The organism is Variovorax ginsengisoli (genome assembly GCF_030811835.1).
Taxonomy (GTDB): domain Bacteria; phylum Pseudomonadota; class Gammaproteobacteria; order Burkholderiales; family Burkholderiaceae_C; genus Variovorax; species Variovorax ginsengisoli_C.
The window spans coordinates 54,070-78,653 of the sequence record NZ_JAUSRO010000018.1; the positions used below are offsets into that span (position 1 = coordinate 54,070).

Sequence of the window (24,584 nt, forward strand, 5' to 3'; positions counted from 1 at the left end):
CAACTCCCTGAGATTCGTTTATGGCGTTGAGCTGGAAGCAGGTGTGTGCTGACGCCCAACAGGCCGAGAGCCTGTGACCGTTCCAATGCCAGCCGTGTCGGCCGTGCTGGCCGGCGCCGCGGCGCTTCGTCCAATTCCGTATGCGTTGCCCATCCCTTGCCCGGTTGTGACGCGACCATCTGCGTCTGTGCCGCGGCCGCGGACCGCATCTGTGAATCCCCGTGTCGAAGCCGCGGCGGATTTGTATGCGCCTGCGACCTTGGCTCCGAGCGACGACTGAGCTATCGATGAACCGACTTGTCCAATGGCCTGACCGACGCCGGTTTGTGCGGCGCGACCAGCACCGTACGCCACTGCATTGGCGGCGCCGCTCGCGCCGGAGCGGGTGGCAGAGGCCATGGCGGCCAGTGGGGCCGACGCAATCGCGGGGCCAAAAGCAGAGATGCCAATGCCCCCGACGATGTCCCCGGCGATCTGCGGTATTCGCCCTGTGAGCACAATAAGAATCAATGACGCACCCACAGCGCCGAAGGCGGCGGTGACGAAGTCCAACGCACCCGCGCTCGATGCGAGCGCCTTTGCGTAGGTCTGCAGGATGTTTGTCGCGATGCCTACTACGGCTGCAATGACCACGGCTGTGAACGTGTACTTCAGCACGCTCCCGAGCCAGGCGTCTGTGAAGCGCGCAGTCGATTGAAATGCGAAACATGCGATGAAGATCGGACCGAGGGCGAAGATCAAGGCCAAGGCGAAATCGATGACGATCAAGTTGATCGCGCAAATGATTGCCAGGATCAGCATTGCTCCCGCCATGAAGAACCAGCAGGCCACAGCCACTAACCCCGATATGTCGCCACTCCAAAGGTGCGTGTGCTCACTCGCCCAGGCCCAGGTCGGGTCCCAAGAGCTAAGCGCCTGTTTGACAGCGTTATCGAGTGCGTCGTAGCTCGAGGCGCTGCCGGCCACGAACATCGTCGTGAGTCCGTCGCGAAGGTCGTGGAAGAACCCCAAGATGTTGCTGGCATATGCGCCACCTGATAGCGCTAAGCCAACAACCAGGAAAGCCCGCAAGAACTTAGAGAAGACATCCAGGATGTGGTTGTTGCCGCCGGCACCGCGCACGATGTTGAAGCCGTGCCACATGATGAGGATGGTGACGGCGGTGAGGATGGGAGCCATCACCAGGCTGCTCAATTTCCCGGCGATGCCTGACCATGCGTTGGTCGCGTCGAGGATCTTCGACGCCAGCGGAGCGATGACGCGGAAGTCGGCCATCAGTTCAACCCGAAAGGATTGGAGCCGCCGCCGACGCCAGTCATCAGCCGCTTGGTTCCTTCTTCCTTGGCACGCTGCTGCGTGAGCGCGAGCTGCTGTTGCTGCTGCTGGACAGCCATGTCCATCAGCATCTTCTCGTTCTGCAAATACGCAAGTTCCAGCGTCAGGCGATTGTTCAAATCTGCCGCCGCCTTCGCATCGGATGAGTCAATCGAGGACTGAAGACCCTTGAGCTGAGCTTGCCGTTGTTTAGCCGAATCGACGGACGAATTCAAAAGCGCGATGTTCTGTGGCACCGCCATGGCTGACGCTTCGCAGCTCCGGCGTTGGGCCACGTCGTAAGGAAATTTTTCAACGCAGTCGAACGTCTTGACTGACTCGTAGATGGCCTTTGCGGCGCTCGATGCGCCTCCGGCGCCCATCGAGCGCAGCTTGTCGTACGTCGACACGAAATCGTTCGGGAGCTCTTGGCGCAGCATGTTCGGTGCGAGGTGGGCCATCCCCCTGCTGCCGGTCATCGACTCCAGCTGCTGCTTTTGCGTCTGAATCTGATCGATCATTTGCTTGTACTGCGCCGCCCAGGCCTGCACCTGTTGAATCTGTTGCGTGAGCACAAGCACGTCCGTCGTCGGGATTTGCGCAGACGCGCCCCACGCGACCGTTACGAGCGAGAGCGCGAGCGCAAGTCGAGCAGAATTTCTACGGACCGACTTCATGATTCCCCCTTGAGAAATGGTTGGAGCCAGGCGCCTGGGTCATCGCCCAAACGCGAGCGAAGCGTCTCCAGACGTGCGACGTTGGCTGTCGTGCCGGAGAGGACTTGGAGGGCGTCGCTGAAGCCGTTGAGATCCAGTGACGCGAGCGAGAAACGATCGCCTTGTTTGATGGCGAAAAGGCGCGAGCCCTTTGTCAGCTTTGTGATGACTTCGAATTCCGCGTCCGTCAACTTAAAGCCGTTGACGTAGTCGTCACGGTCTGCCGTTGAGTTCGGCAGGAAGATGAACGTTGCCGTTTGCTCGATCAACGTGCGTGCGATCGCGCTGGCCAGCGTGTCCGATGGGCTCTGCGTCAAGAAGACGCCGAAGCCGTTCTGCTTCCGGATGGTCTTCTGCTTGTTTTCCGCGAAGTCCTCGAAATAACGGACCGACAGCGCCTTCCAGTACTCGTCCATGAAGAACGCGAAACGACGGCCGTCGATGCGCTGCTCGACGCGGTACATGAGGTACATCATGACCGCTGGACATGTGCGATCGTCTTCAAGCAGCTCTGTGTAGTCGAAGCCGAAGCAGCCGCCGTCCTTGAACTGGAGCAGGTCATCGTCGCTGTCCAATGCCCAGCCCAACGGCCCGGGCGTGCCCTCCGCTGTACGACACCATTTCCGCAAGCGCGCTGCGAGGCTGTTCTCGTCCGTGTCCTGCAGGTTTTGCAAGACTGCGGCGAAGCTTCGATGCACACGCGGCAATTGGCCTACTGCCATCACCGCTTGGCGGATGTCCGCCTCTTCCTTGGCCGTGTGCTCGCGTTCACCGATGGCGGTGCAGAACATGACCAGGTCACCCCAAAACAGAAGTGTCTCAGGGGTAGGCTCCATCTTGAAAGGTGCGAAGCCAGTCTGCTTGCCGCGCTCAAGGGCGAGGTACTGGCCGCCGATCGCGCGCACAAGAATCTCCGCGCCGCGATCCTTGTCGAAGACAACCGACTCCGTGCCGTACTTGCTCAGGTTCATGAGCAGGAACAGTGCGAGCACGGTCTTGCCACCGCCCGACTGTCCGATGATCTGCGTGTTGCCCAGTGCTGGCTTGCCGAGCGAGTTCTCGTCCCTCTCGCTGTCGTGAAAGTTGAAGTAGACGGGTTGCCCAGCTGGAGATTGAAGGATCGTCACAGCCTCGCCCCATGGGTTACCGTCTCGCTTGCCGTTGGCGAAGTTGTGCAGCGTCGACAGTCCGGTGAAGTTGCGCGAACTGAGTGCCGCAACGCGCGGGCGCGAACGCCAGTTTCCAGGGAGCTGCGCCCCATAGGCGTGATCTGGGATCAGGTCGAGCGGGACGCCGAGAAAGCCAACGTCTTGCAGCGCGTCGATGGCCGCAGCACGGGCGGCCTTCACGCGCTCGACCGACTCGCCCTTCACTTGAATCGTGTAGTGATATTCGCCGAAGGAGAAGTTGCCGCTGCTTACGGCGTCGATCGCTTCGTCGATTTCAAGGATCTGTGATTTCGCGTTGTCCTCGCCGCTCATCAGCTGCCTGCGTTGGCGTTTGAGAGCGGCGATTGCGTCGCGCGTGTTCATCGGCGAAAACGACTGCGTCTCGACGTACTCACATGGCAGACTCAGCATCGTGTTCAGCACACCCGGCGACGAGAAGTCCGCGTAGTCTTTGATGTCGACGAACGCGCTAAATACAGAGCCGTGTTCGTCACGCGTCTCGATCATTTCTGACCCGAAGAAGATGCGCGTGCGCGCAAGGTAGCTCGCAAGCGGGAGCCGCTTCAGGGGCACCTCCTTCCACACGCCATTCACAAGGAAGGCGTACAAGGCCAATTGGTCGCTGTAGGTGATGCCGTTCGATTGGTACGCGCCCAGAATCGTCGGGTGGTATTCGCTCAACGTGCTAGCGACCTGCCGCGCGACGTTGTCGAGCGCGTCCAGTGCAGCATCGTTCTCCAGCTCAAACTCTGTGAGATTGCGTGCGGCTTTGCCGGCCACGCCGCGCGACTTCTGCGGGTATGGCCGGTAGATCACCGTCAAGTAGATCTGCGTCGCCATCAAGCCGCCGCGCTCCATTCGCGCGTAGTACTTTGTCATCGTCTCCCGGGCGAACCCTACCGGGGGAACTTCGAGGCCGTCGGCGACCTCGCGGCGAATGCGATGAATCCAGAATGCGTAGCGACCGTTTGAAAGGCTGCGGATCAGCTGATTCAGCGCATTCATCTTGTCCAGCGCCTGCTTTTCGCTCAGGCCTTCAAAGGGCAAGCCCTCGATGAGCCACGACGTCATGTAGTCGCCGGCATGTGACACCACGACTGTCTCTGTCAGCGCGTACGACATCGGAATGATGCGCGCGGGCGAGTCATCGCGAGCGCTCAGTTGTGTCGAATCAAGTGCAGCGCTCACTGCCCGCCCCTTCGCTTGTAGACGGTTGGAGACATGCTGTGCGCACCCCAGAAAGCTTTGTTCCTGCGGAACGGCCGGCTCTTGATGTACAGCAGCATCTGATTGAGACGCTGGTCATCCTGGCTCGTGATGAAGCGAAGAACGAAGACGGTGAAGACCGCCATGACCGCCACCGACAGGCTTGCCACTAGTCCAAAGAAGATGAGCGTCCACACTGCCACGAGGATGTAGGCTCCGGCCACAAGGATGAACGGAATGATCGGGACGCCCCACATCATTGCGGGGCGTGTAGCGCCTTTGAAAATGCGGTCGCGCATGTTCAGAAGAACAGCGCAGAAATCGCGCTGCCGCTGCCGATCAGCATGCCTCCCCAAAACCAGCTTGCGCAGTCTTTCCACTGCGCCGCTTGGTATGCCATCCGGAACCCCGTGACCATGATCGCGATCGTGACGCATACGCCACCGATGCTTAGCAAGAAGTACTGAACTTTGCTCAGACCTTGGTTCATCTTTTCGAACTGCGCGAATGCCGGAGAACACATCGCGCCGATGAGCAACAAGAAAATCGCGTCACGGCTGAACGTTGGCAACTTGATCCCATGGTTGTTGGATTGACGAGCTTTCATACACACACTCCTGGTCTGACTGACCGTTAAATTCACACCACACGCCGAAGTCGTTCCTGATCACTTCGGCCCCTTTTTTCGCATTCCCAGAGCCTTGAACGCGTGGTAGGGCAACACGCCCTCCCCGGCTGTCTTCAATTCTCATGACTACCTAAACGACAGCCCTGAAAACAACAGAAAAGACAACCTAAGTTTAAACCTACTTGATGGTGTTTGCGCGTGTTGCGTCGAATTTCTGCGCCCACGGCGATGCCCCACGGCGCGTCATGCGCGTGGAACGATCGCAAGGTGAGAAGGAAGCTAGATCGCGCGTTGCTCTGGCGCGGCGGGAATGTGCAGTCGGAACACAGAGCCCTGCCCTGCTTTGCTGCTGACCGTGACGCGACAGTTCAGCCTGTCCGCGAAGCGTTTGACCAGCGCGAGGCCGAGGCCGACGCCGGGTTCCTCACGTGACGGCGGCCGGTGCGATTGATGGAATGCTTGGAAGATCTTGGAGCGCTGCGATTCGTCGATGCCGGGCCCCTGATCCCAGACCTCAATGACAACTTCGTTGTTGCGCGTTCGCGCTGCGACGACCACCTTTCGCCGCGTGAACTTCAGCGCATTGGAGACAAGGTTTTCCAGCATTCGCTGGAGCATCACTGGATCGGTTACGACGGTGAGCTTCGTCGTCCGAAACGTCAAATTGACGCTCCGTGCCTTGGCGACTCCTTCAAAGTGCAGATCTGCTTTTTGCATCAGCTTCTGCAGTGGAATCCTTTCCAGGGTCGGAGTGATGTCGAGGGCTTCGATCCGTGCGAACTCGAGAATCTGCTTGAAATACCGCTCTAGGTCTTCAACTTCGTCTGACATTCTGCTGAGTGCCCATCGCGCATCATTGTCAGGAGGCAAGGTGGCAATGGTCGAATACGCCATGAGCTTCATGGCGTGCAGGCGTTGCTTGAAGTCGTGGCTCGCGCCGGCGAAGAATGCTGAGCGCTCTTTCAGAGTGGCCGAGGCCTCCGAGCGCATTGCTTCAAGCGTGGCGTTCGTCGAGCGAAGCTCACTGACTGTTCGAGCCTCCGCCTCATTGCGTGTCATAAGCGGTCGCAGCTTCATGACCGAATAGACCGTGATCACCATCATCAGTGTCATGCACAAACAGATCGCCACCATTGCACCGCCTGGCAAAAGGTTGATCCAGAGGGATTTGACCGACAGGCATGTCCACAAGGCAACCACGTAGAGAGTCGACGCGACGGGTGCATGGGGCCAAGCGGAGGCCATCGCGATGCTCATCATCGTGAACACCATGTAGATGACGGTCGCTGTGGCGCTGAACTTATCGGAGTTCAGAAACAGGCTCACAGTCCAAGCCCAGTGTGTGAATGACAGAGCCGAAATCACGTAGGGCAGCACCAGAACAAGGCGCCGACCTTCAGTCGCGCTGACGCCCATCGTGCGGACGTAGATCACGCCGCGGACGACCCATCCGATGATGGCGACGATGATCCAGAGTTCGAAGCTTGCTTTCGACACCGTCGGCTTGCAGCTCTCTACAACGTAGATCGCAAGAATGGCCAGCATGAAGGCCAGCTGGTTGATCAGCCAAGCTTTGAAAACGATGAGGCGTTCCGTGGCCTCCTCGCTCCAAACGGCTTGAATCCCTCCCAGAGGTTGGCGCTTGAAGGCCTCGCCTGTTGAATCAGTACCAGGCACTGCGGGTTTCCGCGTGCATTGACAGCATGCCCAGTTCGATCGCACGGCCCACCGCGTGGCTTCTGCTGTTTACTTCAAGGGCAGCCATCAATGCGTTGATGTGATTGTTGACGGTGCCCGGCGATAGGTGAAGACGCCGACCAATTTCCTTTGAGTTGCATCCGCATCGCACGAGATCCAGTACCTCACGTTGTCGGAGCGTGATCCTTGGGCTGTCGGCGCGCGTAAAGGGACACGTGTCGTCGCTCGGAAAGCTCCGGTCGCCGACGAATATCAACGCCAGCGAGTCGGCGAACTCACGAACTTCGATGCCTTTTCCGATGTAGCCCAGAAAGCCCATCTTTTCGATTGCGTCGATGTAGTCGCTCCGCATGTTGCCCGTCACGACGCACGAGATGCCTGCGAGGCCCTGCTTCTGGACTTCTGCTGCGACCGACAGCCCGTGCGCGCCGGGAACGTCAAGATCAAGAAGGATGCGATGCCATGCCCGATGCGGGTCGGATACCGCTTTGACCGCATCATCGGCGTTCGTCAGTACGACGGCGTTGAGCAGTGGGTAATTTGCGCTGAGCAGCCGCTTGGTTGCCTCGGCCACGAACGGATGATCTTCAACGATGAGAACCTCGTTCATCGCTTCGCTCCAGTGGTGCGGACGCCGGGCTGTAGCGTGATACGGACGGTTTCGCATGCGAAACCAAGTGCAACTTGGATCCGTTGCACTGAGCCTAATTTACAGATGTGCTTTCGTTGCATGCATCACTCTTCGATCGGGAATTTCCCATACGAAATTCCCCTGCTGTTCCACCCCGTCACGATTTCGCATGCGAAATCCTCAACTACGCAACGCCACAACCGCCGTCAACCCTACCAAGAGGATTGAGTTGGCTCCCAAGAGACCGATCAAAAGCCAGAAATACTTAGTGAACTGACCCAGCGCTCCCCTCGTCGCATTCGCTGCCTGGTCGTTGGCTTTGATCGATTCAGCCCGATGCACGACAACCTCCTGCCGAATCACTTTCACCAACGCGTGCCCCATGGCCTCGAAATCGCTGAGGGTCTTGTCCGCGGCCGCTGTGACAGCGCCCGCGCTCCCTCTCATATCGGCTGTGATAGCAGGAAGCTTAAGGTTCAGCTCCTCAACTTCTGCCGCCAAGCGCTGAACATCGGTCAGAAGCTCGGCATGCAGAGCATCCAGAAGCGTCTTCATCCCGCTCATGCTGGTTCGAAGAGTTTCACAAACACTGAGTCAAGTTCGCGCTCGATCCCTTGTGCGATGCGAGAGAAGATCTGCGCGGTCGCAAGCTCTCTCTTCGTCTCTTTGGTGTCTGCTGCAGCAATCTCCTTTCGGAAATCCCGACCAGCTGCTGCAACTTCAGCCACGGTTCGATGGGCCAGATGCGCAAACCCATCGCTTTCGTGGACCACAGCATGGGCAATGCCCAACGACCCTGCGAATTTCAGCAGCTTGTCGAACACCTTCTCGACGTCATCATCGGAATCGACATGGTTAAGAACCAGCTTCAAGCGATCCGGCGTAACCCCCAGGTCGAGGAGATCGCGCAACACCTTCAACGTGTCGGCCTGCTGTTTCGCTTTGGCCACGGTAGGAATCAGGATGAAGTCGAAGCCGTCGAGCACATCGCCCATCTGCCCTACTTTCGCGAACACCTGTTCGATGTTGCTGCTGCCGATGTCGACGATGGCGCTGTCCGATGCCAGTACCTCGATCATCACCGAGGCGAAGTCCTTGCCTTTGACGTTCGTTTCGTCGCCGCCCTCGTTCATCGTCTCGACAAACAGAATAGGACAGTTGCCCATTCGCGGCTGCAAGAGATGGCGGGCGAGTGTCGTCTTGCCGACGTTGCCCGAGTAATTCAGAACCGCAACCTTGAAGCACGCGCTAGCGTTCATTTCTAACTCCCAAACGGACACATGACTGCCCTACCCGTCTCTCTCGCCGCTGTCCTTGTCGCGTTGTTTGAGCCGGGCAAGAACCCGATCCGACGTGGCTCCCAGACTGTTGCGCTCCATATCTGCAAGCGCCTCATCTGCGAGTTTCACCATCCTGCGACGCTCCTCGTCGTCGGGCTTGGCTTTGTCGTGGGTTGATTTTACAGGTGTCTGTTGAGTTGTCGATAAGGTTGGTTTTTTGAATCCGGTATCCACAGATATTTCGCGCGTCCCGGGCGATCCATCTCCCTGCTTCGCGGTCGTGTCGTTTTGCCGAACGGGCTTCGCGGTTGTCTCACGGTCTGAGGAACCTCCTGCCATCGCCGCTAAATGTGCTCGCGCCTCTGCTTCGAGGTCCATGTGCTTGGCAATCCAGCGATAGAAACCGAGTAGCGAGCAAGAGACAAGGCCTTCGCTGCTGAGGAATTCGAAGGTACGCCTCTTCGTATAGCCGTCGAGATAGAAGCCAAGAATCGTTGGCCGCAGCCATTCAAGCCGTGCCTTGGCGTCCGGGGGATTCGCAGACTTGAATGCCTTGACCTTGGCATTCAGCTCTTCCTCATCCATACGCACCTGTGTGTACCTCTTCGCCACCGCGGCTGATTTGCAGAGATTATCACTAAATATCACATGGTTGCACTTCTGCTTCATAGATGCAGTGAGTCTCACTTTATTCCGCATCTGACGGACATTTCCAACACAACCGACGCCATTTTCGAGCGCAGCTTTAGTTAGGCACGTTGGGTATGTTTACAACCGGCTACGCCTCTGTAAAATACCTGTGCCTAAGGCGCTGCCTTAGAAACCGATTTGGGGGCCGGCTACACCTCTCAATTTCGCATGCGAAATTGGCCCAGGGACATGACACAGAACCTTGACGCTGACCCATCAGCGGATGCGGCGCTCGCTGAAGACCTCTCGATTTCGCATGCGAAATCCCTCCCGTCCAAGCGGCGCAAGACGGAGGTGGCATCGTTCCGGCTCAGCGCAGAGTCGCACGAGACCCTCATGTCGCGCGCGGCCGAGTCCGGCCTGTCTCCCCGTGTTTGGCTCGAGCAGGCCATCCTTGAAAATCGAACCGAAATCATTGCTGTGGCAAAGCCGCACCCGGAGTTGAAGCCGCTCTTGTTCCAGGCGAACAAAGCCGGCAACAACCTCAATCAGCTCGCGCACCACTTCAACGCTTTGAGGCTTCAAGGAAAGCTCTCGGAGGCTCATTGCGAGGAAGCTCTCTACCTCCTCGCCAAGATTCAAGGCTCGTTCAGGGAGGCGGTCGCCAGTGCTCGTCCGCGTTAACGCTGCCGCGGGCGGCATCAAGGAATACCTCGAAACCGGGCGGAAGAAGGGCAGGGAGCACGACCGTGAGTTGATCGACGAGCGTCTTCCGCTGGCAGGTGACATTGAACTCTTGGACGACGTGATCCAGTCGATCCAAACCAAGCAGGAAGGGGATTCGCGTTACTTGCACATCACCCTGGGCTTCTCTGAGCAGTTCACTTCCGCGCCTGAGTGCGGTCCTGGGCAGATCAATGCTGAACTGCTGCACGAGGTGGTTGACGCTTACAGGCAGGCGCTCATGGCGGCATACGACCCGAGCGAATACCTGTTCTACGCCGAGGCACACATCCCCAAAGTCACCCACGAACTTAACGCGAGTACCGGGGACTACGAGAGTCGACTTCCTCACGTGCACATCGTCATTCCGATGCGCAACCTCGAATCCGACCGTTATCTCAATCCCTTCGGTCATGGCGAGCAGACGATGTGGGCAGCCCAGGCCATTCAGGAAGACATCAACCGGCGTTTCGGTCTCAAGAGCCCGCTTGCCTCTCGTCGCGACCCAGCAGCCCCACAGCACCCACTCGGTCGGCACGTTGCCAGCTTCGAAGGGCAGAGCCCTAAACAGATTCGCGCGTATCTGGCGGACTTGGTTGCTCAAGGTCATGTCGACAGCTTCGAGCAGCTTGTCGAAGCGGCAAGCGTGATTGGCGTGACGACCGTGCGCGATGGCAAGGACGGCGCATACCTGAACGTCAAGCCCGATTGGGCTGATCGTGGGATCAATCTCAAGGATCTGGGGCGCAGCGACTTCGACGCAACAGCCCGGAGCCTGCGTCAAGGCGTCGCAACGCCTGACTTCCAGCAGCTCGCCACCCAATGGAAAGAGCAGGGCGCCTTCGAGGTTCGCTATGCCCACGGTTCCCCCAGGATGCGCGCTGCCTACAAGGCCATGAGCCCGGCGGAACGCGTTGCGTTCCTCAACCAGGCTCGTGAAGCCACTCAGGCGCGGCTGGAGGCCTACGACGTGCCGATCGAGCGCCAACACGTCGACGCAGCCGCACAAGCGATTCAGCGAGCTATGCGTCAAGTCGAGAAGGAGGGCGTTCCAACGCCCCGCTCAGTCGGACTGGCAGAGCGAATTAATTCACTTATCAAGGAAGTCAAAAATGGAAGACCTGAACGAGTTGTCGGTGATGATGGAAACGTTGACCGAGCAAAATCTCCAGATGGCTCTCGTGTTCGAGAAGATTCTGGCCGAGATGGAAAGGCCGTTCGACGACGGTCTGGTCGAGACGCTGAAGAAGTTGCTCGCCCCGCTGGTCGACAGCTCTCAGCAGATCAAGGAGCGTCTCGGAATCTGAGCGATGCCGAGCTGAAGTCGTCCACAGACCCTCAGCTGCTTCTCGATGCCGCGCGCAAGCGCTTCGGCATAGATCCCGTCGACTATTTCATCCGCACCGGGTCGGACGGCGCACCGCGCATCGTCCACAACGACAAGCAGTACAACCTCGGCGACTTTTTTACCAAGCACCTGCAGCGCCCTTGGGCCGAGGCTCGCGAAATACTGGTCGAGTGCCATGCCCGGACGGTCGCCCTGAACACGGATACCCATGAAACAACCATCCCCGGAGGAGATCGCACGGGCGATCGCTCAAGCCAAAGCTTACTCAGCCGCTCAGCAGCGGCTATCGCGCGCGGCCAACAAGTTGCTGAGGATGCTGACAAGGTCGCCAGGTACCTCCAGCGTCGAAGTCTTGGTGCGACTCTTGAAGCCACTCTACGTGGACTACGCGAAGATCGCCCGTCGAACGAAGCACCTCTGACGCCGGCCGATCGCATCGAGCGCGCACGCGAAGCTATTTCCCGAGCGACCGACCGCGATATTGACCCAGAGGCTGTCAGGGCGGCGCTCAGCCGTCGCACGCTTGGCCAGGCCGTATCGGTCGCGCTGAACAGCCTGACGCTCGACCGGCCTCCCAATCTGTCGAAGACAGACATCACGCTCAGCCGCTCGGCACAGGCGATCGCGCGCGGCCAACAAATTGCCGATGATGCTGACAAAGTCGCAAGGTTCCTCCAGCGCCGGGATCTTGGCGCAGCTCTTGAAGCCACTCTCCGCGAACTTCGCGAGAATCGCCCGTCGAACGAAGCTCCTCTGACGCCGGCCGATCGCATCGAGCGGGCGCGTGAAGCCATTTCCCGCGCGACCGACCGCGATATTGACCCAGAGGCGGTCAGAGCCGTTCTGAGCCGTCGCACGCTCGGCCAGGCCGTATCGCTCGCGCTGCACAGCCTGACGCTTGATCGACCAGAGCGACGCAAGTCGCAGACCGTCATCGAAGCCATTGCTGCTTCGGCCAAGCCTCGGCAGCTGCACCCCGATCGACTCAAGACCGATACCAATCCGGCCATTGTTTTGACCGCGGCGAAGAAGCTCTACGGTATTGACCTCGCCGACTACAGTGTCGGCACAGGTTCTGACGGCGCACCTCGCATCATCCACAAGCACAAGCAGTACAACCTTGGCGACTTCCTCACCAAGCACCTGCAGCGGCCGTGGGCGGAAGCCCAGACGGTGTTGCGTGACTGCTATCACGCAAGCATTTCGGACGCCTTGCCGCCGCCTGATAAGGTGCTATGGCGACAGTTTTCTCAATGGCGCGAGCGGCAGTTCGAAACAGTTGCAGCGCGCAGGTCCGCCGACGGCGCTGCGTTCCGGTCGCGGGTGCTCGACGCACGAGAGGAATACAAGCGGCGCAAGGCAGAGGCCCAGCCGCTGCCAGGGCGAGAGCGCGCGGCGGCCGTTGCACGTGCGCGCGCCGACCAGTTTGTTGCTCAGCAGGTCATCGCAGTTGACCGCGCGAAGGCGTCAGCTGCTGCGCGAATTCCGAGGCGCAATGCACACTACCGTGAGTTCCTGGTTGAGCTGGCAAGCGACGGCGACACCGCTGCATTGGGTGAGCTGCGCCGTATGGCGCCACATCAACCCGAGCCTGACGCCAAGATTTCAGGAGCGCGTAGCCAGCCGGTGTTTCCTCTGCCGACTTACAGCGTGGATGCGAAGGGCGCCGTCACGTATTGGGCAGGGGAGAGCGCGATCGTGCGCGACTCGACCCAGGGCGTCACGGTGCTGAAAGCACAGATAGCCGCCTATGACGCGGCGATTCGCGTTGCCATCGCGCGCTATGGCAGGACGTTGACGCTCAACGGCGACGCCCGCTTTGTAGCGAGCATGAGCGATGCGGCGCGTCGGACAGGGCTTGAGCTGGTTTTGCGGGACGCCTCTCGCCCCAAGGCGTCGCCTGTTCTCATCAACTCGCGTGAGCGGTGACGACGTTTCTCTGGACCCGTAGCCCGGAGTAGCCGACACCTTTGCATGCGACCGACGACAAGGACGAGCACGTCCCTACAATGGAGATCAGATCGCCAGGGCACGCTGGCTTTGCCTAAAACAAGAAGCGACCTTGGATCCGACTTTCATCGAAGAGCACGGCGCGATCGTTCCCGACAGCGCGTATTTCCCCAGCGTCCAATTCCGTGGCGACAGATGGGATTTCACGCACCTGCGGCCGTTCGCCATGACCCGAGTCCTTGGAAGCGGCGTCAAAGTCGATGTAGTCGTTTTCTTTTCGTGCCACTGCTTCACCCACAAGCTTCGTGACGACGACCGAGACGGAGCTGACATTCCGGAAGGTGAGTTCTGGGTTGACGACGAGGGGGATGAGCGCGTCCTTGACGAAATCCGGTACAAGCTTTCGGCGGCCTTGCCCGAAATTATCCGCAACTTCGACAAAGGTCACGTGCGGGTGATGACTCCATGGCAAGACCCCCGGACAAGACGAGTTCACAAGGAATCGTTCTTCAAGGTAGCAGTGCCCAAGCCAGATGGGACGACGGACGACTACGTGCTGTTCTTCTCACTGGATAAAGACCGGGAACGCAAGCGTCGCTTCATCCTGCGCGTGAAGTCAGCGTACCCCATGGCGGCGTGGACCAGGAAGATGAACGATGCGAAGAAGGTCAACTTTCTCATCCTTCTGAACGCCAAGAACGAAGGCAGAGAAATCAGGCGCTGAAAAGACGGCAGCCACCCGAAGGTGGCTGCTGCATGCGAGGACTCTCTTTGCCATTCACTTTGGGTGTTTGGCTATCGCCACTCCAGGTGGGACCTCTGATCAAGAATGTTGAGGCGGCGCCGTGTCTATATTTCTCGCTAGCTCAAACACGGCCTTGAGGAAACATTATTTATGTTTTTGACGGCGTCGTCAATTTTTGCATGTGGGTCACATCGGCTCCAAGGGTGATTCGTTCGCCACCACCGCCCCCTGGCGCACTGCCTGGCCCTCCGAATTTCGCATGCGAAAGTTCAAGCAAACCCTCAAACAGACCCTATTGGTTTACAGGTAGGTTGTCTTTATGATTGTCGTTAAGGCTTCTTAGTTTGTATTCCTGGTCAAAGGGGGTTTCGTGAGTCGACTCTTCATCGCTGAAAAACCATCCGTAGCTACCGAGCTCGCCCAGTTGCTGGGTGTCACCCGCCGCGAACGCGGCTTCTTCGTTTGCGGCGACGACTTTGTCAGCTCTTGCTTCGGGCACCTCTACGAGATGCCGAAGCCCGAGTACTACAACGCGTCGTACAGAGAGTGGTCCTTCGCCACCTTGCCGATCGTGCCGCCTGCCTGGGTGGTATTGCCCAAAGACGACGCCCGCGATCGCATCAAGCTCCTGACGCAGCTCATGCGCGAGGTATCGGTCGTCGTGAACGCAGGCGACCCGGACAACGAAGGGCAGCTCCTAGTTGACGAAGTCATCGAGCACGCCAAGTTCCGCGGACAGGTTTTGCGCTTCTGGTCCAGCGCACAGGACCCGGCCAGTCTGCATGCGGCGATGGAGAACCTTCGTGACAACCGCGACTTCGCAGGAATGCGCGACGCGGCGGACGCGGTCGGGCCGATTGGCTGATCGGAATGAATGCAAGCCGTGCCTTCACGCTGCGCGCTCAGGCTCAAGGGAATCGGGGCGTCGTGCCCGTCGGCCGCGTGATGACGCCCACGCTTGCAATGGTCGCGGCCGCAGACGACAAGTTCGCCAAGTTCAGGCCCGTGCCCTACCATTTCGTCACTGTCATGGTGCGCCACGCGGCCGGCGACTTCCGCATGCGCTGGCAGCCACGCGAAGATCAAGTCGGGCTCGATGAGGAAGGGCGACTTGTCGACACGACCGTGGCAGACGATCTGGTCGTCCGGCTTGCCGGTACGGCCGGCACGATCACCAACTACGCATCGATTCCGAAAATCGAGAGGCAACCCAAAGGACTGTCGCTCGCCGGCATCGGTTTGCTCGCGTCGGAAATGTTCGGCTATAGCGCGACCCAAACGCTGCAGATCTGCCAAGCCCTCTATGAGACCCACAAGCTCGCCAGTTACCCGCGCACCGATTGCGAGTACCTGCCAGAGAACCAGCACGCAGCCGCACCGGCCATCCTTGAAGCGCTACGGCACAACATGCCAGCGATCGCGCCATGGATCGACGGCGCCGATGCGTCGATCATGTCGAGGACATGGGACAACGCGAAGATCACCGCGCACCACGGGATCATTCCCACGGCCATGCGTGCCGACTTATCGCATCTGAACGAGTGGGAGATGAACCTGTATCAGCTCATCGTGCGCCAATACATCGCTCAGTTCTACCAAGCGTATACATACGACGAGAACACGGTACAGGCCAGTGCAGTCGGTGAAGCGTTTGCCGCGCGGGGCAAGGTCGTCACGGAGCCGGGCTGGAAGCAGCTCTTCCAAGCCCCGCTCGAACCAGACGACGACATCCAGGCCTTGCCCGTCCTGCAAGAGGAAGACCCGATCGGGATGCTCGAAGCGACGCGCCACGACAAGCAGACGACGGCGCCCAAGCGATTCACGGAAGGCACATTGCCGCCTGCCATGGAAAACATCTTCCGTTACGTCGACGATCCGGAGGACCGCAAGACGCTGAAAGATGGCGATGGCATCGGTGCGCCGTCAACGCGCGGCCCCATCATCGAAGAACTCAAGCGCCGTGGTTTCCTCACGAACCGCGGCAAGTGGCTCGTGAGCACGGATGAGGGGCGAGCCGTTCTGGCGATGCTCCCGCCCGAGGTGAAGAGTCCAGCGCTCACTGCGCACTTCCAACGCCAGTTGCGCGAAATCGAAAAGGGCGACCGCAGCATCGACCAGTTCGTCTCCGACCAAGTGCGGTTCGTTGATGCCCTGATTGCGCAGGCAAGGGCCGATCTGCCATTCGTGAAACATATCGCTTGCCCAGATGGGCAGTGCCCCGGTCACATGCGGCGCATCCCTCGCAAGGACGGCACTGGTCACTTCTGGAGCTGCTCTGCCTGGCGCAGCTCCGGCTGCAACGCCAGCGCGAGCGATGTCGACGGCAAGCCGGACTTCACAGCACGCAAAAAACTTACCTCGGCGGCGTCGTGAATGTGGACAGATGTGCAGAACTACACATTCCCCTGTAGCACGAGAACTTTTACATTCAGTTAACGCCCTTCACCAAGCTTCTCTCTCCCGGCTTCGAGCCATCACTTCGAGACTTCCATGAATGCTGCTCTTCGCGCTACGCAACCTTTAAAATCCTTCACCCGCGCTCAGGTGTACGACGCGTTGGAGATCGCAGGTAACGACGCTCGCGCGACCGATGCGGACATCCGCCGCCTGACTGCAGTGTTGATGCACATGAGCGTCCATGACCTGAGCATCGTCGACGAGGAGAGTCTCGACGATGCGACGGTGTTGGAGCTGTTGGACTACCTGCTCGCGAGCAAGTAACAATCAGCGTGTCGGCTCGCGCCGACCGGCTCATGCGAAGAGCCGCGTACCCTTGGCCAGGGACGCGGCTTTTTCTATGTCGCGAAGAATCGGATGGCTGCTTTTGGGTTGTAAACAAGGTTGACTATTAGGTTGTCCATAAAATTTACAATGGGCATATTCCAACCCGTCGAGGAAACATGAAAACGATCGCAATTGCCAACCAGAAGGGGGGCGTCGGCAAGACGACGCTTTCGTCGCATCTCGCCTTCGCGGCTGCCGGCGCGAACATGCGTGTGCTACTCGTGGACTTCGACCCGCAGGCGAGCCTCTCGCTGGGATGCAACGTGGCGGTGCCGGACCCGGCCTATCTCACCACGCTCGACCTGTTCTCGGAGAGGCCGGTGAACAAGCCGTTGCAGCCCGTGGATGACCACATGAGCATCATCCCGGCCGGCGATGAAGAACTCTACGAATACTTGGGCGCCACGACCGACGTCCTGCTGCGCGCCCGTGCCATGCTGCGTGCTTTGGCTCCGAAGTTCGATCTGTGCATCATCGATACGCCGCCCGAACGTAACTCGCTGCTGATCGGTGCTCTGGCGAGCGCCGATTTCGTCATCGTGCCGATGACGCTCGGACTGTACGAAATGGGCGGCGTGAGCAAGCTCTTCAACACCATCCAAGGTGTGCAGGCGGCGCTGAACTCGGACCTTCGGAATTTGGGCATCCTGCTCATGAAGACCAACGGCCGCAGCGCCAAGGAGCGCGCGATGGTCAAGGCGATGCGTGAGGAGCACGGCGACTACGTTCTGTCGGCCGAGCTGCCCGAGCGCGCTGCCGTACGTCAGGCCGTCAACGCACGCACACCGGTCTGGTCGAACCCGCGTGGCTCGAGCCACGAAAAAGCCGCGAAAGAATGGTCGGATGCCTGCGCAATGATCCTGAAGGAAACCACGAAATGAACGCCGCTGCTAACCCTCTTGGTCAGAGCATGACCGACATGTTCAAAAACGTAAGGCAGGCTGCGCCGACGGAAGTCCTGATTTCGCTCATCGACGTGACCGACCAGGTCCGCGACGAATTCGAGGACGCAGAGAACACGCTGCAGGAGCTGGCGGAGACGATCAAGGCCCAAGGCGTCATCCAGCCCATCTACCTGCGCACGCGCTCTGCCGGGCGCTACGAGCTGGTCGCCGGCGAGCGGCGCCTGCGCGCTGCCAAGATGGCCGGTCTCGAGAAAATTCCGTGCCTCATCCGCACGCTGACGGATGAGCAAGCTGTCGACGCGCAGTTCGTCGAGAACATCCATCGCAAGAACCTCACGCAGATGGAGGAAGCGCGGCAGCTCAAGAAGATGCTGAATGCACTGAACGGCGACCGGGAGGCGCTCGCCCAGAAAGTGAAGAAGAAGCAACCATGGATCACACAGCGCTTGAACCTGCTGGACCTCTCCCCCCAGGCGCAGCGTCTGGTCGACGAGAAGATCACGGCCGATGTGACGGCCATCAACACGGTCCGGCAGGTCGAGCGCCTGAACCCTGCAGCCGCCAAAGCGCTGGTGGACCAAGCCGCGGCCGCCAAGCCCGGCGCCGGGGGCAAGGATCTGCGCGCCAAGGCCGACGCAGCGAAGAAGCAGGCGAAGGTTCATTCCAAGCCGGGTTCTGCACCCGCAGCAGGCAAGGCTGGTGCAGCCACGCCATCCACGGCGACGCCGCGTGATCGCTCTGTGGAAGCGCCTGGAGCGCCGTCGGTGCAGAGCGGTGGCTCGATTTTCCCGACCGCCCCGCTCAAGCCGCATGAGCGCGCAATTGGAAGTTTGGTGGCTTCATCGCAAACATCGGGCGCGGATATTGTTACGATCCTGGGAACCGTACCGAAAGCCGATCTCGACCTCGTCGTCCAACAGGGAACGACTTTTTTCGAGCGTGGCCGCAAAACGGAGGATCTCGCGCAAGCTCTGATCGCTGGAATCGCTCGCAACGAATTCGGCAAGGGGCCCGTCGAGCTATTCAATCTCGTGGCGTTCCTGCAGGGGCAGGGCAAAGCGGAAAAGTTCGAAGTTGACCAGGCGTTAGCCAAGATCAACATCTCAAAGAAATGACCAGAACGACCGAGACGTTAATGACGCCCGAGATTTTCGAGGCGACCATGCCGTATTTCATCACGCGTGCCGGAGGGCACTCGAAAGAAATTGCGTTTGCTCATTACGTCCTCGGTCTTCGTACCGCGCTCATCATGGAGAGGGTGGGTACTTCGAAACAGAACATCGTGAAGACGCTCGCGCGCTTCGCTGACGCCTACGACAAGTACCAACAGGCTTCCCGGAACATCGCATCGGCACAGAGTCTGGTTGCTGAACTTTGGCCGCAGAACGATCCTTCATTCACGCAGCCACCCACCGCCAAGCCGGCGCCCGCGAAGAAAGCGCCTGCGAAGAAAGCGGCCGCGAAGAAAGCAGTGCCTGCGAAGGTCGCAGCCAAGAAGACCGCCGCGAGCAAAGTGGCCAGCAAGAAAGCGGCGAAGTAGCCGATTTTCTCCTCCAGCCCCGACGCTGTTAGCGCCAGTGCAATCTTGATCAGCAGAGGGCGCTAACCAAAATACGGTGCGAATTCGCTTCCAAGGCGCCGTCTCTGAAGTGATCTCGGCCTTTATATCTGCATCTGTTTTTCCATACTGCTTGCGGGTTATGCTGCCGCCATGAGTAGTCAAACGATCGGCAGTTTTGCTGAGTACGGATGCCCAGAGTGACGCACCGGAGGGCCGATAGAAGTCCGGCACGCACCCTCGCAGGCAAGAAAACGAGTTCGCTGCGAAGGCTGGGTATTGCGTTCATCTTCGCGGTCGTCGGCGCCGTGCAGGTGCCTGGCTGCAGCGTCACTCCGCACGTTGCTGCACCCCACGCCGGCGGTCAGTCCGCGCCGCAGACAAGCCAGGTCGGCGCCTTCGCGCAGTGCCCTCAGCTTTTCCCGGGGCACGTGCCAACGGTCGCGTGGCCAGGCCGTCAGCGTGCACTGTGCTTCGATGCCTTCGCCGTGCTTCATTCCGGGGAGAGCAAGACCCCCGTCTACACCGTCGAGCGGCTGACGCGAAGCGGTGTTGAAGCCGCCAAGAAAATCAAGCGGTCCGATCGGTTTTACCCCGAAGCACGATTGCCCGCGGCTGATCGGGCGCAACTGACCGACTACGCGGGAAGCGGCTACGACCGTGGCCACATGGCTCCAGCCGGCGACATGCCGACGGTGGAGTCCAAAGCGCAATCGTTCTCGCTGGCCAACATGGTCCCTCAGGTGCCAGAGCTCAATCAGAAGGCCTGGAACCAGGTCGAGCAAGCCACGCGCAAGTACGCCGCCCGCGCAAGCGGGGATGTGTACGTGTTCACCGGTCCGACGTTCGCCCAACGACCGACCACGATCGGAGCCGGTCAAGTGTGGGTGCCGAGCCATACCTGGAAAGTGGTCTACAGCAGCGGAGACGGTCGAGCGTGGGCGTACTGGATGGCCAACAACGCTGGCAAGCAGAGCCTGCAGCCGATCAGCTACCAGGAGTTCGAGCAGCGATCGGGCTTGCAGTTGTTGGCGGGAGCGAATTAGGTCGTTCCAGAATGCGCTCTATGGGCCGCCTAAGTCGGCTTGAGTGATCTGCTCGGGCTGCAACTACAGTGGGGGCATGACAACCCACCAATTGCGGGCGGCCAGGCCCGAGAACATTGCCGAGATCGTCGACCTGATTCTCATGCACGGACCCAACCCGTGGAATTGGCTGCCACCTGACGAGGTGGCGCGGCATGTGGGGCAGATCGCAACAGGCGCAGTGGAGGCGGTGGTCGCTTGGGATGGCTCGGCGCTTCAGGGCGTGGTGACCTTCTGCCAGACGCAAGACTTCGCACGCTACCAGCCGGAGGGCCGGGCCGGGGAGACTCATGGCTACATCTGCGAAGCAGTCGTTCACCGTGACGCCGTTGGCCAAGGCTTGGGCGCTCGCTTGCTGGCAGCGGCGCTCGATGTGCTGAAGGCGCGGGGCATGCGCGAGGTGTACATCGACCGGCACGAAGAAAATGCCGCATCGGCCGGCATGATGCGCAAGGCCGGGTTCACGGTGATTGACACCTTTCCTGAGCCAGCCAAGCGCCCCCACGGCTCAGGTCGCACGACCGTCTGCCGTATCTTCATCGTCCCCAACGCGTGACCTGCTGCCCGTCGTCGATGCCAAGCTGTGCAGCAGTTGTTGTGCGATCTCTGCCATGGCAACGCCGAGCGGTGCCGCGTGGAAGAGCCACATCTCATACAGCGGCAGCGTCTCGCGCAGTTTCAAAGACGCGATCAGTGGACTCAGTTCACCGCTCACCAACGCTGGATGCGGCACGACGGCGAGCAGATCGGTATGGGCGACGAGGTTGAGCATGCTGGGGTAGTCGGGGCAGCTCACCATCACGTGAGGTGGTTCCATGTTTCGCACCGAGAAGGCTTCGGTCAGCACGTTCACAGGACCGCGGACGCTGGGGCCGACGATGGCCCAGTTCGCGTGCTGCAGGTCCTCCAGGCTGTGCGCCGTCGCGAGCGCATGGCCACGTCGGGCCCAGACCATCGGCTGCAGTCGATACAGCGGCTCGCAGGCCACATGCACCTCGCGGTAGCCACGCGGGCGGGGCGAAATGACGAAGTCCACCTCTCGCCTCGACAGGCTCGCGAGCAGTTGGCCTTCGTCGGCGCTGTGCAACTGCAAGCTGCGCCCAGTCGCGTCGCCGCACCAATGGGTGTACAGAGCCAGCCCGCAGACCAACGCGGCGGAGGGCGTGAGCCCGATGCGCAGCAGCCCGGCATCGACCGGGCGGGACACGGTCCCTGTCAACGCGTCGACCCGGTCCGCCAGCATGACCGACTCCCTGGCAAGCTGCAGCGCGAACTCGGTCGGCACCAGTCGGCGCCCGACCCGAGTGAACAGCCGGTGCCCGAGTTCGGCTTGCAACTGCTTCATGCCATGGCTGATGGCCGACTGCGTCACGCTTCCAGCTTGGGCGGCAGCGGCGAACGAGCCATGCGCGATTACGAGCCGAAGGTAGTCCAGATGGCGAAAATACATAAACGGCGTTGATGGGTTAGCCGGGATTGTTACTTGCAATCCTGTGCGGGATCGGAAAGACTGCATGCCATGACCTCCTCGCCCAACGACACCGTCCGCGCTTATCTGCGGCATCTGCATGCCAGTGACACCTCGGGCATGATCGCCACCTTCGCGCCCGATGGCTTGGTGCATTCGCCCTTTCTCGGGACCATGGTGGCCAGTGACTTCTTCGGCAGGCTCGCCAAGGCCTCGAGCAAGAGTGTGATCACGCTCATCGACCTGTTCACTTCGGTCCAGGCAGACACAGATTTCGTTCGCGTGGCGGCTTACTTCCGCTACGACTGGACGTTGAACGACGGCCGGCTGGTCGACTTCACCTGCGTGGATGTCTTCGGCTTCAGTCCGGGCAGCCTCCTCATCCAGGACATGCAGATCGTGTACGACACGCATCCCTTGCGAGAGCAGGTGGGCGACAAGTACGCACCTGATCCGCAGGGGGCTTGACCTCGCAAACATTCTGACTCTCGGGCCGCCGTGGCGACGCTGAAAGCGCGTTTTCCTCTGGGGGTGAGGCAGAAACACCTCCTCGTGCACTTTGAGGCTGTACCAGGCAGGAATGCGCACCTGGCCGGCATGGCAGGGTGTCTGGCGCTGCTGGGCGCGGAACACGGCGGTGCCGGATGCGGCGACATCAGGGCTGTCCGGAAAACACGGCCACGGCGTTGCGTCCTCGCGCCTTTGCCGCATAGCAGGCCGAATCGGCGGCGCGCAGGACGGCAGCCGCGTCCTTGAAAGACGCATCAACGGCCACCAAGCCTATGCTTGCGCCTACGCCGAACGAGCGGCCTTCCCAGATCAACTGATAGGCCTCGACTGCGAGGCGCAGCTTTTCCGCGACCTCCACCGCCCGTGGCAATGGGCATCCATGAAGCAGGATGGCGAACTCATCGCCACCCAGCCTGGCCACGGTGTCAGCCAGGCGCACGTGGCCTGTCAACGTGCTCGCCACATCGCGCAAAACAGCGTCGCCTATCGGATGGCCCCCCGTGTCGTTGACCTCTTTGAAGTGATCCAGATCGATGAACATCGCGCAAAACGGCTCGTCATCAGCGCGCGCGGTTGCCGCTTCGAGCATTTCCTCGAAAGCGGCGCGGTTGGACAGCCCGGTCAGCGAGTCGTGGCTGGAGATCCAGGCGAGGCGCTCGCGGTGAGCCCTCGACACTGTGACGTCCTCCAGGGTCCAGATGGTTCCCTTCGAGTGGTCCTCCGGCGCCACAGCCCTCCCGCGCAATCGTGCCCAAAAAACGTCGCCGCCGGCTCGCGCCAGCTCGACCTCGCCACTGAACGCTCCGTCGTGCATGAAGGAGCGATCTGCCAGCGCGGATAGCGCGTCATAAGCCGCCTGCGAGGGATAGATGATGGACGCGGGCTGGCCCACCAGATCGGCTTTCGCGAACCCGAAGATTTCGCAGAACTGGCGGCTCACCATTTCATATCGACCTTCCCGCGTGAGCGCGATGCCGATGTCAGCCTGATCGAGCACCGCCTCGAGTTGCGCGAGAAGGGCTTCCGTCTCATCTTGCTTTTGGCGGCGCTGCTCGACCACCCGCGCGAACGCTCGTCCCAGCTGCCCCACCTCGCCGCGCCCGTGCGGCCAATCCTCTACCGACACGTCGCCCTCCGACAGCAAGACGCTGGCGCGCGCGCGAAGCCGGGAAATCGGAAGAGTGATGAGCCACGCCAGGCCGCCGGATAGCGCTGCCGCCCCGAGCGCGACCCAGGCGGCAGAGGTCCAGGCGGTCTTGCGAGCGGCCGCCACCGGCGCGAGCGCCACTGCCAAGGGGGTCAGACGCGCCAGCGTCCAGTCCGTGTCGGGGATGCCGGCCATCGCCACCAGGTGTCCCTGGCTCAACGTGGTGGTGCCGACGGTGTCTATCGCGCTGCCGGATGCGCGCCAGAGTTCGAATGCCTCGGCGAGCCCGGGCTCGGCTGCCGCATGCCCCAGAAGACGCGCCGGGTTGGTGTGGGCCATGAGCATCCCCTGGCGGTTCATCACGAGAACGCGCGACGCGTCTTCGCGGCCCGCGCGCGCCGCCTCAGAGAAAAGGTTGTTCGAGCTCAGCGCCAGCACGCCGGCGAGCACACCGAGCACCTCGCCGTTTCTTCCTCGCGTGGAGATCGCCATGACGACCACCGGTGTCTTGACACGCTTGGCCGCCAGTGGCTCTGAGATGATCAACTGGTCGGTGTTCAGCGCTTGCTGAAAATAAGCCCGATCGCCGACGTCGGGCAGCTCCGATGAGAGCCTTCCCTGCGAGATGCCCCCGAGCAGTTCGCCGCTGGGCCGGGCGGCGAAAACGCCCTCGAAAAGCGATCCCAGGGCCGAGTTGGCCAGCAAGTGCCGCCGCATCGCCTCGGGGTCCGCCCACAATTCGGAAGGGGACTGCCGCGCCGCCGCCTTCAGCGCATCGCGCAGCATGTCGACCTTGGTCCCCATCAGCGTCGCAGTGCGCTCGGCGTCGTCGCTTTCGCCCTTCACCAGCAACTGCTCCATATTGCGCTCGGTAGCGACGAATGCGAAGTGGGCCGTGATGACGGCCGCAGCGGCGGCGGCCATTAGGGCAATGGCGACGATCTGGAACTTGAGCGTGTAAATCCAGGCCAGACGTGGGCGGGTCGGGCGTGTTGCGATGTCCATCGCAGGAATGCTACTCCCCGTGCGCTTAAGAGGCATGTGTCGCGACAGGCTGCACACTACGCTCGCCTGGCGTTTGGTCGGCAT

At 60.5% G+C, this 24,584-nt stretch carries 24 protein-coding genes; 12 read left to right on the plus strand and 12 right to left on the minus strand.

Annotation, left to right across the window (positions count from 1 at the left end; all coding sequences use genetic code 11):
* Positions 1-18 precede the first annotated feature (18 nt).
* The 10 genes from J2W36_RS23260 to J2W36_RS23305 all read right to left on the minus strand — a co-directional run bounded on the left by J2W36_RS23260 (position 19) and on the right by J2W36_RS23305 (position 9,311).
* A complete protein-coding gene (locus J2W36_RS23260) occupies positions 19-1,275 on the minus strand; it encodes a type IV secretion system protein (protein WP_307692156.1) in 1,257 nt (418 codons plus the stop codon).
* A complete protein-coding gene (locus J2W36_RS23265) occupies positions 1,275-1,991 on the minus strand; it encodes a type IV secretion system protein (RefSeq protein ID WP_307692158.1) in 717 nt (238 codons plus the stop codon). Before J2W36_RS23265 ends, J2W36_RS23260 begins: the two co-directional genes overlap by 1 nt.
* On the minus strand, positions 1,988-4,387 hold the full coding sequence (locus J2W36_RS23270; RefSeq protein WP_307692159.1) for a VirB4 family type IV secretion/conjugal transfer ATPase: 2,400 nt from the start codon (positions 4,385-4,387) through the stop codon (positions 1,988-1,990). The genes J2W36_RS23265 and J2W36_RS23270 overlap by 4 nt, the downstream gene beginning before the upstream one ends.
* Entirely contained in the window at positions 4,384-4,704 is a 321-nt protein-coding gene (locus J2W36_RS23275) for a VirB3 family type IV secretion system protein (RefSeq protein ID WP_307692160.1), read from the minus strand. The genes J2W36_RS23270 and J2W36_RS23275 overlap by 4 nt, the downstream gene beginning before the upstream one ends.
* Positions 4,705-4,706: 2 nt before the next feature.
* A complete protein-coding gene (locus J2W36_RS23280) occupies positions 4,707-5,012 on the minus strand; it encodes a TrbC/VirB2 family protein (RefSeq protein ID WP_307692161.1) in 306 nt (101 codons plus the stop codon).
* A gap of 300 nt (positions 5,013-5,312) precedes the next feature.
* Complete coding sequence (locus tag J2W36_RS23285; RefSeq protein ID WP_307692162.1) at positions 5,313-6,710, minus strand: sensor histidine kinase; 1,398 nt, start codon at positions 6,708-6,710, stop codon at positions 5,313-5,315.
* A complete protein-coding gene (locus J2W36_RS23290; RefSeq protein ID WP_307692163.1) occupies positions 6,697-7,341 on the minus strand; it encodes a response regulator transcription factor in 645 nt (214 codons plus the stop codon). Before J2W36_RS23290 ends, J2W36_RS23285 begins: the two co-directional genes overlap by 14 nt.
* A 201-nt stretch (positions 7,342-7,542) precedes the next feature.
* Positions 7,543-7,917, minus strand: a complete 375-nt coding sequence (locus tag J2W36_RS23295) for a hypothetical protein (protein ID WP_307692164.1) — start codon at positions 7,915-7,917, stop codon at positions 7,543-7,545.
* A gap of 5 nt (positions 7,918-7,922) precedes the next feature.
* Positions 7,923-8,621: a StbB family protein gene (gene stbB, locus J2W36_RS23300; protein ID WP_307692165.1), complete on the minus strand. Its 699-nt coding sequence runs from the start codon at positions 8,619-8,621 to the stop codon at positions 7,923-7,925.
* A 30-nt stretch (positions 8,622-8,651) separates the two neighbouring features.
* Entirely contained in the window at positions 8,652-9,311 is a 660-nt protein-coding gene (locus J2W36_RS23305; protein ID WP_307692166.1) for a hypothetical protein, read from the minus strand.
* Between the two features lie 210 nt (positions 9,312-9,521).
* Here J2W36_RS23305 and J2W36_RS23310 point away from each other — a divergent pair, with 210 nt between their 5' ends.
* From J2W36_RS23310 to J2W36_RS23360, 11 genes are all read left to right on the plus strand, one after another.
* Positions 9,522-9,956 carry a plasmid mobilization protein gene (locus J2W36_RS23310; RefSeq protein WP_307692167.1) on the plus strand — a complete coding sequence of 145 codons (435 nt, stop codon included), beginning with the start codon at positions 9,522-9,524 and terminating at the stop codon, positions 9,954-9,956.
* Positions 9,940-13,272: an LPD7 domain-containing protein gene (locus J2W36_RS23315; protein ID WP_307692168.1), complete on the plus strand. Its 3,333-nt coding sequence runs from the start codon at positions 9,940-9,942 to the stop codon at positions 13,270-13,272. The genes J2W36_RS23310 and J2W36_RS23315 overlap by 17 nt, the downstream gene beginning before the upstream one ends.
* A gap of 133 nt (positions 13,273-13,405) precedes the next feature.
* The gene (locus J2W36_RS23320) at positions 13,406-14,017 is read left to right on the plus strand and encodes a YjaZ family protein (protein ID WP_307692169.1); all 612 of its coding nucleotides are present in this window, start codon (positions 13,406-13,408) and stop codon (positions 14,015-14,017) included.
* Between the two features lie 391 nt (positions 14,018-14,408).
* Positions 14,409-14,903 carry a toprim domain-containing protein gene (locus J2W36_RS23325; protein WP_307692170.1) on the plus strand — a complete coding sequence of 165 codons (495 nt, stop codon included), beginning with the start codon at positions 14,409-14,411 and terminating at the stop codon, positions 14,901-14,903.
* Between the two features lie 5 nt (positions 14,904-14,908).
* A complete protein-coding gene (locus tag J2W36_RS23330; protein WP_307692171.1) occupies positions 14,909-16,411 on the plus strand; it encodes a DNA topoisomerase in 1,503 nt (500 codons plus the stop codon).
* Positions 16,412-16,528: 117 nt separating this feature from the next.
* On the plus strand, positions 16,529-16,759 hold the full coding sequence (locus J2W36_RS23335; RefSeq protein WP_307692172.1) for a hypothetical protein: 231 nt from the start codon (positions 16,529-16,531) through the stop codon (positions 16,757-16,759).
* A gap of 179 nt (positions 16,760-16,938) precedes the next feature.
* Positions 16,939-17,703 (plus strand): ParA family protein, encoded by a 765-nt coding sequence (locus J2W36_RS23340; protein ID WP_307692173.1) that lies wholly within the window; start codon positions 16,939-16,941, stop codon positions 17,701-17,703.
* Positions 17,700-18,842, plus strand: coding sequence for a ParB/RepB/Spo0J family partition protein (locus J2W36_RS23345; RefSeq protein WP_307692174.1), 1,143 nt, complete (start codon positions 17,700-17,702; stop codon positions 18,840-18,842). Before J2W36_RS23340 ends, J2W36_RS23345 begins: the two co-directional genes overlap by 4 nt.
* Positions 18,839-19,267: a hypothetical protein gene (locus tag J2W36_RS23350; RefSeq protein ID WP_307692175.1), complete on the plus strand. Its 429-nt coding sequence runs from the start codon at positions 18,839-18,841 to the stop codon at positions 19,265-19,267. Before J2W36_RS23345 ends, J2W36_RS23350 begins: the two co-directional genes overlap by 4 nt.
* A 209-nt stretch (positions 19,268-19,476) precedes the next feature.
* On the plus strand, positions 19,477-20,331 hold the full coding sequence (locus J2W36_RS23355; RefSeq protein ID WP_307692176.1) for a DNA/RNA non-specific endonuclease: 855 nt from the start codon (positions 19,477-19,479) through the stop codon (positions 20,329-20,331).
* 76 nt (positions 20,332-20,407) lie between these two features.
* Positions 20,408-20,926 (plus strand): GNAT family N-acetyltransferase, encoded by a 519-nt coding sequence (locus tag J2W36_RS23360; RefSeq protein WP_307692177.1) that lies wholly within the window; start codon positions 20,408-20,410, stop codon positions 20,924-20,926.
* Here the strand turns inward: J2W36_RS23360 and J2W36_RS23365 are convergent.
* Entirely contained in the window at positions 20,879-21,820 is a 942-nt protein-coding gene (locus J2W36_RS23365) for a LysR family transcriptional regulator (RefSeq protein WP_307692178.1), read from the minus strand. The two genes, J2W36_RS23360 and J2W36_RS23365, sit on opposite strands and share 48 nt — an antisense overlap.
* 69 nt (positions 21,821-21,889) lie before the next feature.
* Between J2W36_RS23365 and J2W36_RS23370 the strand changes: the two genes are divergently transcribed.
* On the plus strand, positions 21,890-22,306 hold the full coding sequence (locus J2W36_RS23370; protein ID WP_307692179.1) for a nuclear transport factor 2 family protein: 417 nt from the start codon (positions 21,890-21,892) through the stop codon (positions 22,304-22,306).
* Positions 22,307-22,493: 187 nt separating this feature from the next.
* Here the strand turns inward: J2W36_RS23370 and J2W36_RS23375 are convergent, their stop codons facing one another.
* A complete protein-coding gene (locus J2W36_RS23375) occupies positions 22,494-24,584 on the minus strand; it encodes a sensor domain-containing diguanylate cyclase (protein ID WP_307692225.1) in 2,091 nt (696 codons plus the stop codon).